Consider the following 10,877-nt stretch of genomic DNA (forward strand, 5'->3'; position numbering starts at 1 on the left):
TTATACATCTCCCTTTTCTAATTTAGCGAGCTTGGCTTTCAGCTCTTCAATCTCACGTTTCATTGCTTTCTTTTCAACGTCTTTCATCATCTCATCCAGTTGGCTGGCCTGATTCTGGTTTGGATTGAAACCGTTAAATCCGTTAGTAAACTTGCTTCCGCCGGGACTCGGTGTACCGCCGAAAGGAGATGCTTGGAACGGATCGTGGAACGGTCCGCCGAAAGTAGGTTCCTTCGGGATCACCAGCGCTGCCAGGATATAAATCGGAATCACTACGCCGCCCGAGAAGAACGCCGCAATGACAACCAGCAGCCTGAGCAGCGTCGCATCAATGTTGAATTGCTCCGCTAAACCTCCGCAAATTCCGAATATTTTGCGGTCCCGCTGAGAGCGGTATAATCTTTTCATCGCTGCGTCCACCCTTCCTGTTCCAATTTCTGTTTCAAACGCTGCATTTCCTTATCTAACGCAGACTGGACTAATGCTCCGGCATGCAGGGCGAATTCCTGGCCGGCCCTGCGCAGTTCGCGCAAACTTCTTGCTTCATGCTCCATATCCGTCAGTTTTTCGTCCAGCCTGTCGAACATTCGCCCGCTTCCCGCTCCGCCGATCCCGTTGTTCAGGCGCTCGTTCATCCGCTGCTGCAGCCTGATTGACTCCAGCTTCGCTGCGTAGAAATGCCGTTTATCGTACACGCTTTGGTAGTCGGCTTTCCACTGCCTTAATTGGTCTTCCAGTTCGGATAAAGATTGTTTCCCTTGCTCATACAAGGCTTCATACTGTTTGCTGCGTTCGTCCTGATTGATTTTCTCCTGAAGGGCGGTCCTGGCAAGCAGTTCTTCTCCGGCTTTTAATGCTAAGGCAGCCTGCTCTTCCCGTTTATCCCTCAGCTGAGCCGCTTGCAAATATTGCATTCTCAGTTGGTTCACATGAGCCGTCAGCTGCTGGTATACCTTTTCCGACTCCATAATTTGCTGGCTTTGTGCCGTTAAGTACTGATCTATTAATTTGACGGGATCTTCCGATTTCTCCAGCATCTCATGAAAATTTGCCAGTGTAATGTCCCGCATTCTTTTGAAAACGCTCATTCTCTTGCCTCCTATTCGATTGTTTATCTAGTATTCTAAGGCCTAGGCTCTTGAACTTTTTTTCAGCATCGATACGCCGTAAACGATGAATCCCGCCGCGAATACGATCCACAGGATTCCTGACAATTTGCCGAGCAATACAAGCAGACCGATGATAGCCAGCGCCCATCCGAAAAACCTGCTGCCGTTCTTAATACCGATGTAACCCAGAGCCACCATAGCGGCCGGAATCAGTAAACCGAACAGTCCGCTGATGATCCCCAGCTTACCAAGTACAATCATGGCTCCAAGTACGATCAGGATTACTGCAAATCCGTTTTTACCGTTCAATCTCATTTGTTTCACCGCCTTTCGTTATTGCTGTTCCTTATGTATTTATTGTAGGCGTTACAGCGTTTTGCCAAAACGGACCCCCGGCGGTTTTTGAACCTAGACCTTAGTCGGGCAGGGACACCTCCTCCAGCCACAGGGCTTGTCCGCCCCATGGTTGTAATCTGCTCTTACAATGCAAAAAGACCGGCTTACGCCGGTCTCACCTAATCTCTATAGCTATAACGTGTTATTTAAAATCCCTTGGTTCTCCAGCATCCGTTTCCGATAAGCCATTGGAGAGCACCCTTCCACAGCACTGAACAGGCGAGTGAAATGCGCAGGGTGGGTTAGTCCTACGGACTTGGCAACCTCGGCTACCTGAAGCTGAGGGTCCAGGCGGAACATCATTTTAGCCTGATTGATTCTGCGGTTATATAAATATTTCATAATCGTCGTACCCGTAACCTCTTTGAACACGTTGGACAAATAAGGCTTTGTCAGATGCAGGTCATGGGCAACATCATCAAGCGTAATCTGTTCGGAGAAATGCATCTCCAGAAAGGTAATCGCTTTTTGGACATGCTCTTCTTTATAGGACACCGGACCGCGGTCGTCTGCACCTTGGCGGTACCACTGTGCAATGACATGCAGCAATTCGAGAAAAGGATACACGAATCTCTCGCCGGAGAACGTTCCCCTTCCCTTTCTAGCGTCAAACAACCGGTACAGCCCGGACCACATGGATTCAAGCTCCTGTCTCTGCTCTTCCGTTAACGAGAGGTGAACATTTCTCATCTCATCAAAAGGCAGCAGCAGTTCCTTAGCGGATCCTTCCTGAAGCATACCGGTCACCAGTACCGGATCAAAATGCAGGATAGACCGGACATAGGGTACACTTCTGGAGGGATTGGCGCAATGAAGCGTCATTCCGTGCATCAGAATCAAATCTCCGGGCTGAAGGGTAATTAACCTGTCACCGATCAGGTAATTGCAAATTCCACTTTGAAAATAATAAATTTCGTACATCGCATGGGAATGAAACTGCGCCGAAAGCGGCTCCTGATTCGCGAAGTTAATATCAAACACATGCTGCCATTGCGCTTCGTACCGCATCCCTGCAACCCCCATTATACTTCTGGACTTTTGGCATTGGAGCCTTCTGTCCAAATTTTAACACGGGTTCGGCAAGGATGCGAACGAAAAGTCTAGCTAATCTTGATCGCGTTCTTCTGGGCGTCAAGACACAGCTCAGCTGCTTTGAACGCATGCTCTTGGGTCATGGCTTGTTCTGTACGATGCAGGCAGTCTTTTATAAGCTCTCCGAAAAAGGGATATCCGACCTGTCCGCCCACAGCCATATGATATTCGCCTTCATGGTTGGCCATATAAACATGATCTCCCTGACGGTCCCGGGCCAAGTCCGTATATTTCCTCAATTCAATATATCCGTCGGTTCCAAGGATCAAGGTGCGTCCATCTCCCCAAGTGGACAGCCCATCCGGAGTAAACCAGTCTACCCGAAAATAATTGCTGGCCCCGTTATCGCCGAGCAGAGCAGCATCCCCGAAATCCTCCAGCTCCGGCACGTCGGGATTATTGAAATTGGCTACCTTGCTGTGAAGAACCTTCGCGTCCTTGCATCCGGCAAAGAACAGGAACTGCTCGATCTGATGGCTCCCGATATCGCAGAGAATGCCGCCGTATTGCTCTTTGCGGAAAAACCAGTCCGGACGCGAACTTTTGTTCAACCGGTGCGGGCCCGTTCCCATCACTTGCAATACTCTTCCAATGGCGCCTTCCTGAATTAGCCGTCCTGCGTACACCGCACTCTCCACATGCAGCCGTTCACTGTAATACACCATATATTTTTGGCCGGTAGCAGCCGTCTTTTCACGTGCAGCCTGCAGTTGCTCTATGGTTGTAAAAGGGGTTTTGTCTGTGAAATAATCTTTCCCGTGATCCATTACTTTCATGCCCAACGCGGCCCTCTCTGAAGGCACAGCCGCAGCTGCTACCAGCTTTACATGTCCATCTTCCAGAATTTCTTCCGGACTTTGGGCAATGCGTACTTGCGGGTAGGTTTTTGCAAAAGCGGCCGCTTTCGCCGGGTCCTGATCATAGACCCATTTCAATGTGCCCCCCGCTTCCAGCAGCCCATTCGTCTGGCCGTAGATATGCCCATGATCCAATCCCATCGCAGCAAACGTAAATTCGCCCGGTCCGCAGACAGGTTCCGGCTTAACCAGCGACACCGGCGCGTAGTTCATACCGTCATTTCTCTTCGTTTCTTTCATCGGTAAGCTCCCTTTCTGCAAAGCAGGTACTAATAAGTGCCGCTTAAATCCGCGGGTTGAGCCTGTGCATCCGCCTTTTCCGGCTTAAATTTGGAACCTGCGATTCTCTTCCTTAATTCTGCTTCATGCAGCGCTGCATTCAAGGGAAACTCCACCCAATCGTCAAGCCAAGTCGATAAATGCATCGCATTGGAAATCGTAAGTCCGCGGATGCCTTCTTCTCCCGGCGCCACAAGCGGAGCGTCGTGGAGTACAGCATCGGTGAAATTTTGAAGAATGCCCGCATGCTCAGGGTTAGTTCCGTCAACAGGTATCGAAATCGTCCAGCACTCAGGCTGTCCAAATAGTTGCTTGTTTCTGGCATTGAATTCAGTTTCCGTTTCCCGGAGCCTCCAAAAAGTCAGGTTCCCGTCTTCAATGACAACTTTTCCGCGGTCTCCGCATACTTCCAGCCTGTTTGTGCCCGGCGCGTCCGAAGTGGAAGTGATGAAGACACCTGTGGCACCGTTAGGATACTCTACATAGGCAGTCACATCGTTCTCCACCTCGATGTCCCGGTGCTTGCCGAACTGGCAGAAAGCTCTCATCCGGGACGGCATCATGCCAATCGTCCACTGCCACAAATCAAGCTGGTGAGGACATTGGTTGATCAGAACGCCTCCGCCTTCCCCGGCCCATGTTGCTCTCCATGTACCCGAATCGTAATAAGCCTGGGAGCGGTACCAATTCGTAATGATCCAGTTCGTACGGCGGATCTCGCCCAGTTCGCCGCTCTCTACCAGCTCTTTCAGCTTTTTATACAGCGGATTCATGCGCTGATTATAAACGATTCCGAATTTTCGATCGGTCGCTTCCGCCGCACGGTTCATGCGCTCGACTTGGCTTATGTACACACCGGCGGGTTTCTCAACCAGCACGTGAAGCCCTGCTTGAAAAGCTTCGATCGCCTCATCGGGATGATCATAATGGGGAGTAGCGATAATAACCGCGTCTACCGTTCCTGATTGAAACAGGGAGGAGGCGCTGTCATACACGTGAAGATCAGGGTGTTCCTTCTTAAGCGTCTCTCGTCTAGCTTCTGAAACATCGCATACCGCATGAAGCTGCGCACCTGTAATTTTCCCGCTTAAAAGGGTGTGCAGGTGTCCTGTTCCCATATTTCCGACTCCGACAATACCATATCTTACGACATTGTTGACCATCACGATTCCTCCGTCCATTCTTTCATTTTCGTTACGTAAAATTCCAGCAGCTGTTTCGCACTGTATTTGCCTGTAAAGTCCTCGACGCCATACCATCCGTCATACCCTACAGCTTTTAGATCAGCCAGAACTTGCTTCCAAGGCACGATCCCTTCGTTCAAAGGAAGCCAGGATCCCGACCATACATGGTCTACTCCATGTTGTTCATTCTGCAGGAACATCCCTGCATTTTTGACATGTACATGAGCCAGATACGGTCCGAGCAGCTGCATGCCTAGCAGGTAATTTTCGTAGCCTTCAAACACCATATTGCCCGGGTCATACAGAACTCCTACATGATCCGGATGAAAGCGGCTGACTAACCGGTGTGCCAGTGAAGCGCTTGCAGTAATGGTAACATGATGGGTTTCCACAAGAGCTTTCACGCCATAGCTTTTCGATAGGGATTCTACTTCAGACAGATAACGAACTGCTTTGTCAAAAAGATCATTATAATTTTCCTGCCGGTTATAACCGGGAACTCCGACCCTCATCATCTTAGCGCCTAATTTGGCCGCGGAGCGAAAAGCCCGCTCTGTATTCTCAAGATCGTCACAGCCTAGATAAGGCGTTAAAGCTATGATCTTACGGTTAGCTTGTTCCGCCGCACTCCGGAATCTTGAGATCTCTTCATCACTTGCAGACAAGGGCAGCGTACAACGGTTATTGCGCCAATAACTAGGCTCTTCAGACAGAAACGAAGGATCAATATCCGTGCAGCGCCATTCAATCCCTTCCACTCCCGTTTCCCGAGCAATATTACATAGTTCTTCAGGTGTTTCATGGGGGGCTGAGACCGTGAAAACAGATAATTTTAGTGTCATAAGTACTCCTTCATATCGTAGTTTGGGTTCATTGTACCACAGCCCTAAAGCGCGAAAATGGGGCGGGAACCACGTGCTTAACCAGAGTCAATCATTAAGGTAGATAGCATCGTCACAATCAATGAACGCAAAAAACGGCTCTGGATAAGAGCCGCTTTTCTAAGTGCTATCTATAGTTAAGGCAAATCGATCATCATGACAAAGCTTCCTTCGGACGAACGGATGGTAAGTTCCGTGATCTCTTCCATTCTTGCCGAGTCACGTCTTTCTAACACAGTTCCGTCATCAAGCTCAGCGGCACCTTCCAGTACGAAGAGAAAGATTCTCCGGCCATCTTTTGGAGTAAATGAGATTTCCTTGCCGGCTTCCAGCTTCGACAGGTAGATCGTCATGTCCTGGTGAATTTTCGCCACCGAAGGGCTGCCTTCTTTAGAAACAACAGGCAGCAGACGGTTTACCATTGCAGATGGATCGTAATCAGTAGTTTCATACGAGGGAGCGAGCCCTCTTTCCGATGGCATAAACCACATTTGCAGCAGATTCATGTCTTCGTCTTCGGATGGATTAAATTCCGAATGTACAATGCCTGTTCCTGCAGACATCCTTTGGATCTGACCGAACCCGGTCACTGCGGTATTGCCAAGACTGTCTTGATGGCGCAATTTCCCCCGCAATACAAGCGATACAATCTCCATCTCATGATGAGGATGTGCCCCAAAGCCTTTGCCTGCCTGAATAATATCGTCGTTCAGCACCCTCATCGGTCCAAAATTCATATTCTCAGGATCATAATGATCCGCAAAGGAAAAACTAAAGTTACTTTGCAGCCACCCGTGATCGGTAAAATACCTTGTATCAGCTTTATATACTCTGATCATTTCAGCGGCCTCCTAACATACTTATTTCAACAAAGCGTCTAACGAGTATTCACCCGCGCCGATAAAAGCAACTCCTAATGCGATTACGATCAACACTAAATTGTATTCATAACCGTTTTGTGTTGACCACAGACCGTTGGCACCATGCACTTTTGCAATTGCTCCAATCATAAGAACGATCATCAGCAACGCTCCAACCCATGTGAACAACCCTGCTGCGAATAACAAGCCGCCGAGCAGCTCACCAGCACCTACAAAGAAAGCAACAGTCGCACCTGGTTTCATTCCAATGGACTCAAACCAGCCGCCGGTGCCTTTCAGACCGTAACCGCCAAACCAGCCAAACACCTTCTGCGCACCATGTGCGGCAAACAACAAACCGACAACTACCCTGATAATTAAAAGACCTAAATCCATCATTTCCATGTTTCCCAACCTCACCTTACTTTATTATTGTGTGTAACTTATGAATTTATATTAACTTATTTAACTTACTTTTGTCAAGCAACTTTCCTAAATATATTGAAATTAGGGTAGTTACGACTTCACTTACTTATTTAAAGCTATTGTGGTAAAATAGAATGAAGAGGTGATGAGCAATGGATTATTCCAAAATGTGCCCACGCTACGAATGCGCCATTGATCTTCTAGGCAAGAAGTGGACAGGATTAATTATTCGCGTAATGCTTGGTGGCCCTCGTCGTTTCAAGGATATTAAAGAGCAGATTCCAGATATGAGCGATAAAATCCTGACGGAGCGAATGAAGGAACTTGAGACGCTTGGAGTGGTTCAACGCAAGGTTTACGCGGAGACGCCTGTGCGTATTGAATATTCTTTAACGGAGAAAGGCCAGGACTTGGAAGAAGTAATTGAGTCCATTCAGAACTGGGGAGAAAGATGGTTGTGAGGAAATCCCGGTTAACTGATAAACCGTCAAACGGCATGGCCGTTTGACGGTTTTTTTGGTATCTGCAGCTAAGGTACTGCGTTTAGAAAAAGTCCATTAAGTAAGTTTCTTTAGCAGGAATCCGTTTATCAAGTCTTAGCACGTCTTCCAGCGCTCCTTGGAGCCTTCCTATACGGTGTAGTTCGGCCGGTCGCTTGTACCCCATAAATAGAGCCGTCCAGCTCTGGATATCCGCTTGAAGTGCCGGTGTTTCATTTGGTCCTGATTCCAGCAGTGTCACTTGCCCGCCGGACCCAAGCCGGAGCATACGGACGCCTTCGTTCCACGAAGCATGCTCATCTCGTACTTGAATAGAAATAAACTCCTCGTCATTTGAAGGCAGAAACGGATATGCTTGGAGAAATGTATCCATATCTACAATTCTGGCCATAAAATAGGGGGTTATTTCCTGACGGATTCTCGGATTACTCAGTTTAAAGCTTAACCCGTCACTCACAGGCGCCCGAAACTCCACCTTCTCAATCATGGAATCATGATTCGCAATAAACGTCCATAGTGCATTCTCCGCTTCGTCATTCAGTGCTGCCAGCTCACGGATATGGAATTTTCTTTCCTTGACCTCATACAGCACATAGCCCTGATCTTCCCCTTTACTATCGGAGTAAACCGCAATTTGGCCTCCTTTTCGCGCAAAAACGGCCTGTTCCCACCAATCAGCATCCCTGTGAATCGTACCGCTGAATTTGCTTGCGTATTGCTCATAAATCGGATTCAACCGGCTCGCGTCCTGCTGGATCCTTTCGATTCTCCCGGGGTACAAGGTTCGTTCCGGAAGCTTTGAGGTCTCTATGGTACAGTTCTTATATTCACAATAAGTTTCCCATCCATATTTGCGATAAAACGAGAATTCAAATGGATGAAGGAAAGAAACACTATATCCTTGATCTCTCATGTTCTGCAGCAAATGCTTCAGAAGCCCCGCAACTAACCCTCTACGGCGATACTCCGGCCAGGTAGCCACACCTGCAATGCCTCCCATGGCATAAGCCTTTCCTTGAATCCAAGCTGTAAAAGGAAGCAGCCCTGCTTTAGCCATCAATTGGCCCAGTTCAAAATAGCCCCAAATCCGTTCAGGTTTAAAAAGTTTCCTCCTGGACTCTCTTTCGTCTTCCGACACCGGATATTGAAATGCAAAGGAAGACAGGTCCATACTTTGGTCGAATTCTTCTAAGGTTAACTGTCTTAATTCCATGGCGGTTCTCCTTTCATTCTCACTGCAATGCTATATGTTGTATATAAAATGATTATGTCATAGCTGTAAAAGTGTTTGCAATTTGCAGCTGTTGCAAGTTAGCCCAATTCTTCGTTTATTCTGCACGGGCCCGCCTGTTGCTGCATAGAATGCAGAACAACTTACTCACTCATATCGGGGTTTCGGGAGGCGGTCCGGGTGGTTATGAAGCGAATTCGAGGGAGTCTGATCCTTGCTTACATGATTGGAGCCAGTTTAGGGTGGCTTGTCCATTATTTAGAGTTGAAATAAAACAACGCACCCTCGATCCAGGGTGCGTTGTTCATGTACATATAGAAAACAAAACGAAAAAACCGATTGAATCTAAGTTCAATCGGTTTCGCATGATGCCGGTGAAGGGACTCGAACCCCCACGGTTTCCCTCACGATTTTGAGTCGCGCGCGTCTGCCAATTCCGCCACACCGGCACTTCATAAAAATGGCGTGCCCTAAGAGATTCGAACTCCTGACCTTTTGATTCGTAGTCAAACGCTCTATCCAGCTGAGCTAAGGGCACAAAATGTTAAAGATAAAAAAGATGGTGCCGAAGACCAGACTTGAACTGGTACGGTGGTCACCCACCGCAGGATTTTAAGTCCTGTGCGTCTGCCGATTCCGCCACTCCGGCAAAGTAGTGGAGGCGCCACCCAGACTCGAACTGGGGGTAAAGCTTTTGCAGAGCTCTGCCTTACCACTTGGCTATGGCGCCGTAATGATGGAGCGGAAGACGGGAATCGAACCCGCGACCCTCGCCTTGGCAAGGCGATGCTCTACCGCTGAGCCACTTCCGCATAAATGGCTGGGGATCAAGGATTCGAACCTTGGAATGACGGAGTCAAAGTCCGTTGCCTTACCGCTTGGCTAATCCCCAACAACTTTGTTGGTTTCTAATTAGGATGATATGGGGCGATCGATGGGACTTGAACCCACGAATGCCGGAGCCACAGACCGGTGCGTTAACCCCTTCGCCACGACCGCCATATCAGAAGTTTATTGGCAGGGGCAGCAGGAATCGAACCCACACCAAAGGTTTTGGAGACCTTTGTTCTACCTTTAAACTATGCCCCTATAAAAATGGTGGAGGATGATGGATTCGAACCACCGAACTCGTCAGAGAGCAGATTTACAGTCTGCCGTGTTTAGCCACTTCACTAATCCTCCAAGATAAAGCTGGTGCCGTCGAGAGGACTTGAACCCCCAACCTACTGATTACAAGTCAGTTGCTCTACCAGTTGAGCTACAACGGCATATTCAATTCTTTAAATGGTGGCTCGGGACGGAATCGAACCGCCGACACGAGGATTTTCAGTCCTCTGCTCTACCGACTGAGCTACCGAGCCTTACATTTGAAGTTAAATGGCGGAGCCGACGGGATTCGAACCCGCGGTCTCCTGCGTGACAGGCAGGCATGTTGGGCCTCTACACCACGGCTCCACACTAAGGTAAAACAATTGCGGGGGCAGGATTTGAACCTGCGGCCTTCGGGTTATGAGCCCGACGAGCTACCGAGCTGCTCCACCCCGCGTCATTATGGTGGAAGCTGAGGGGATCGAACCCCCGACCCTCTGCTTGTAAGGCAGATGCTCTCCCAGCTGAGCTAAGCTTCCATATCCTGAGGACAAATAGTATCTTAACATAATCTTGACATTATGTTCAAGTCATAATTTCTTACAATTAGGTAAGATACATACTAAAATGGTGACCCGTAGGGGATTCGAACCCCTGTTACCTCCGTGAAAGGGAGGTGTCTTAACCCCTTGACCAACGGGCCTTATATAAGAACGGAGAGAGAGGGATTCGAACCCTCGAGACGCTTTTGGCGCCTACACGATTTCCAATCGTGCTCCTTCGACCAAACTCGGACACCTCTCCATAAGGTGGCTCCCCGAACAGGACTCGAACCTGTGACAACTCGATTAACAGTCGAGTGCTCTACCAACTGAGCTATCAGGGAACATTATAACTTTCAGGATTTGCACCCTGAAAACTGGATATGAAGTGAAGTGTAAGTCTGCGCAGACTCTGTTGATTCAGAGTATTT

Annotated in this window: 11 protein-coding genes and 17 tRNA genes; 1 reads left to right on the forward strand and 27 read right to left on the reverse strand. The window is 48.6% G+C overall.

Annotation, left to right across the window (positions count from 1 at the left end; translation table 11 throughout):
- From ACFSUF_RS22335 to ACFSUF_RS22375, 9 genes are all read right to left on the reverse strand, one after another.
- On the reverse strand, positions 1 to 408 hold the full coding sequence (locus tag ACFSUF_RS22335) for a PspC domain-containing protein (RefSeq protein WP_377606800.1): 408 nt from the start codon (positions 406 to 408) through the stop codon (positions 1 to 3).
- Positions 405 to 1,088, reverse strand: a complete 684-nt coding sequence (locus ACFSUF_RS22340) for a PspA/IM30 family protein (protein WP_377606802.1) — start codon at positions 1,086 to 1,088, stop codon at positions 405 to 407. The genes ACFSUF_RS22335 and ACFSUF_RS22340 overlap by 4 nt, the downstream gene beginning before the upstream one ends.
- Before the next feature lie 42 nt (positions 1,089 to 1,130).
- Entirely contained in the window at positions 1,131 to 1,424 is a 294-nt protein-coding gene (locus tag ACFSUF_RS22345) for a LiaF transmembrane domain-containing protein (protein ID WP_377606804.1), read from the reverse strand.
- Positions 1,425 to 1,637: 213 nt separating this feature from the next.
- Positions 1,638 to 2,513 (reverse strand): helix-turn-helix transcriptional regulator, encoded by an 876-nt coding sequence (locus ACFSUF_RS22350; protein ID WP_377606806.1) that lies wholly within the window; start codon positions 2,511 to 2,513, stop codon positions 1,638 to 1,640.
- A gap of 92 nt (positions 2,514 to 2,605) precedes the next feature.
- On the reverse strand, positions 2,606 to 3,694 hold the full coding sequence (locus ACFSUF_RS22355; RefSeq protein ID WP_377606807.1) for a Gfo/Idh/MocA family protein: 1,089 nt from the start codon (positions 3,692 to 3,694) through the stop codon (positions 2,606 to 2,608).
- A gap of 29 nt (positions 3,695 to 3,723) precedes the next feature.
- Complete coding sequence (locus ACFSUF_RS22360) at positions 3,724 to 4,896, reverse strand: Gfo/Idh/MocA family protein (RefSeq protein WP_377606809.1); 1,173 nt, start codon at positions 4,894 to 4,896, stop codon at positions 3,724 to 3,726.
- The gene (locus ACFSUF_RS22365) at positions 4,896 to 5,759 is read right to left on the reverse strand and encodes a sugar phosphate isomerase/epimerase family protein (protein WP_377606811.1); all 864 of its coding nucleotides are present in this window, start codon (positions 5,757 to 5,759) and stop codon (positions 4,896 to 4,898) included. Before ACFSUF_RS22365 ends, ACFSUF_RS22360 begins: the two co-directional genes overlap by 1 nt.
- A 176-nt stretch (positions 5,760 to 5,935) precedes the next feature.
- Positions 5,936 to 6,637 (reverse strand): pirin family protein, encoded by a 702-nt coding sequence (locus ACFSUF_RS22370; protein ID WP_377606813.1) that lies wholly within the window; start codon positions 6,635 to 6,637, stop codon positions 5,936 to 5,938.
- Positions 6,638 to 6,658: 21 nt separating this feature from the next.
- The gene (locus ACFSUF_RS22375; RefSeq protein WP_377606823.1) at positions 6,659 to 7,057 is read right to left on the reverse strand and encodes a DoxX family protein; all 399 of its coding nucleotides are present in this window, start codon (positions 7,055 to 7,057) and stop codon (positions 6,659 to 6,661) included.
- A gap of 179 nt (positions 7,058 to 7,236) precedes the next feature.
- Between ACFSUF_RS22375 and ACFSUF_RS22380 the strand changes: the two genes are divergently transcribed.
- Complete coding sequence (locus ACFSUF_RS22380) at positions 7,237 to 7,545, forward strand: winged helix-turn-helix transcriptional regulator (protein WP_377606815.1); 309 nt, start codon at positions 7,237 to 7,239, stop codon at positions 7,543 to 7,545.
- 82 nt (positions 7,546 to 7,627) lie between these two features.
- Here ACFSUF_RS22380 and ACFSUF_RS22385 read toward each other — a convergent pair whose 3' ends face one another.
- The 18 genes from ACFSUF_RS22385 to ACFSUF_RS22470 all read right to left on the reverse strand — a co-directional run bounded on the left by ACFSUF_RS22385 (position 7,628) and on the right by ACFSUF_RS22470 (position 10,790).
- Positions 7,628 to 8,797 carry a GNAT family N-acetyltransferase gene (locus ACFSUF_RS22385; RefSeq protein ID WP_377606817.1) on the reverse strand — a complete coding sequence of 390 codons (1,170 nt, stop codon included), beginning with the start codon at positions 8,795 to 8,797 and terminating at the stop codon, positions 7,628 to 7,630.
- Between the two features lie 387 nt (positions 8,798 to 9,184).
- Positions 9,185 to 9,264: transfer RNA gene (locus ACFSUF_RS22390), tRNA-Leu, on the reverse strand.
- Between the two features lie 12 nt (positions 9,265 to 9,276).
- Positions 9,277 to 9,353, reverse strand: a tRNA-Arg gene (locus ACFSUF_RS22395).
- 22 nt (positions 9,354 to 9,375) lie between these two features.
- Positions 9,376 to 9,464: transfer RNA gene (locus tag ACFSUF_RS22400), tRNA-Leu, on the reverse strand.
- 7 nt (positions 9,465 to 9,471) lie between these two features.
- Positions 9,472 to 9,545 (reverse strand) — tRNA-Cys (locus ACFSUF_RS22405).
- Positions 9,546 to 9,552: 7 nt separating this feature from the next.
- A tRNA-Gly gene (locus ACFSUF_RS22410) sits at positions 9,553 to 9,627 on the reverse strand.
- 5 nt (positions 9,628 to 9,632) lie between these two features.
- Positions 9,633 to 9,707 (reverse strand) — tRNA-Gln (locus tag ACFSUF_RS22415).
- A 31-nt stretch (positions 9,708 to 9,738) separates the two neighbouring features.
- Positions 9,739 to 9,814, reverse strand: a tRNA-His gene (locus tag ACFSUF_RS22420).
- A gap of 16 nt (positions 9,815 to 9,830) precedes the next feature.
- Positions 9,831 to 9,904, reverse strand: a tRNA-Trp gene (locus ACFSUF_RS22425).
- Between the two features lie 7 nt (positions 9,905 to 9,911).
- A tRNA-Tyr gene (locus tag ACFSUF_RS22430) sits at positions 9,912 to 9,997 on the reverse strand.
- A gap of 10 nt (positions 9,998 to 10,007) precedes the next feature.
- A tRNA-Thr gene (locus tag ACFSUF_RS22435) sits at positions 10,008 to 10,083 on the reverse strand.
- Between the two features lie 17 nt (positions 10,084 to 10,100).
- A tRNA-Phe gene (locus tag ACFSUF_RS22440) sits at positions 10,101 to 10,176 on the reverse strand.
- Positions 10,177 to 10,193: 17 nt separating this feature from the next.
- A tRNA-Asp gene (locus tag ACFSUF_RS22445) sits at positions 10,194 to 10,270 on the reverse strand.
- 17 nt (positions 10,271 to 10,287) lie between these two features.
- Positions 10,288 to 10,361, reverse strand: a tRNA-Met gene (locus ACFSUF_RS22450).
- A 6-nt stretch (positions 10,362 to 10,367) separates the two neighbouring features.
- Positions 10,368 to 10,443, reverse strand: a tRNA-Val gene (locus ACFSUF_RS22455).
- An 89-nt stretch (positions 10,444 to 10,532) separates the two neighbouring features.
- Positions 10,533 to 10,607: transfer RNA gene (locus ACFSUF_RS22460), tRNA-Glu, on the reverse strand.
- 11 nt (positions 10,608 to 10,618) lie between these two features.
- Positions 10,619 to 10,708 (reverse strand) — tRNA-Ser (locus ACFSUF_RS22465).
- A 6-nt stretch (positions 10,709 to 10,714) separates the two neighbouring features.
- Positions 10,715 to 10,790, reverse strand: a tRNA-Asn gene (locus ACFSUF_RS22470).
- Positions 10,791 to 10,877 lie beyond the last annotated feature (87 nt).

It is taken from the genome of Paenibacillus gansuensis (assembly GCF_042684925.1).
Lineage (GTDB): Bacteria > Bacillota > Bacilli > Paenibacillales > DY6 > Paenibacillus_N > Paenibacillus_N gansuensis.

Coding starts and splice junctions, on each gene's coding strand:
- ACFSUF_RS22335 (WP_377606800.1), bottom strand. CDS start 408: ATGAAAAGATTATACCGCTCTCAGCGGGACCGCAAAATATTCGGAATT.
- ACFSUF_RS22340 (WP_377606802.1), bottom strand. CDS start 1,088: ATGAGCGTTTTCAAAAGAATGCGGGACATTACACTGGCAAATTTTCAT.
- ACFSUF_RS22345 (WP_377606804.1), bottom strand. CDS start 1,424: ATGAGATTGAACGGTAAAAACGGATTTGCAGTAATCCTGATCGTACTT.
- ACFSUF_RS22350 (WP_377606806.1), bottom strand. CDS start 2,513: ATGCGGTACGAAGCGCAATGGCAGCATGTGTTTGATATTAACTTCGCG.
- ACFSUF_RS22355 (WP_377606807.1), bottom strand. CDS start 3,694: ATGAAAGAAACGAAGAGAAATGACGGTATGAACTACGCGCCGGTGTCG.
- ACFSUF_RS22360 (WP_377606809.1), bottom strand. CDS start 4,896: ATGGTCAACAATGTCGTAAGATATGGTATTGTCGGAGTCGGAAATATG.
- ACFSUF_RS22365 (WP_377606811.1), bottom strand. CDS start 5,759: ATGACACTAAAATTATCTGTTTTCACGGTCTCAGCCCCCCATGAAACA.
- ACFSUF_RS22370 (WP_377606813.1), bottom strand. CDS start 6,637: ATGATCAGAGTATATAAAGCTGATACAAGGTATTTTACCGATCACGGG.
- ACFSUF_RS22375 (WP_377606823.1), bottom strand. CDS start 7,057: ATGATGGATTTAGGTCTTTTAATTATCAGGGTAGTTGTCGGTTTGTTG.
- ACFSUF_RS22380 (WP_377606815.1), top strand. CDS start 7,237: ATGGATTATTCCAAAATGTGCCCACGCTACGAATGCGCCATTGATCTT.
- ACFSUF_RS22385 (WP_377606817.1), bottom strand. CDS start 8,797: ATGGAATTAAGACAGTTAACCTTAGAAGAATTCGACCAAAGTATGGAC.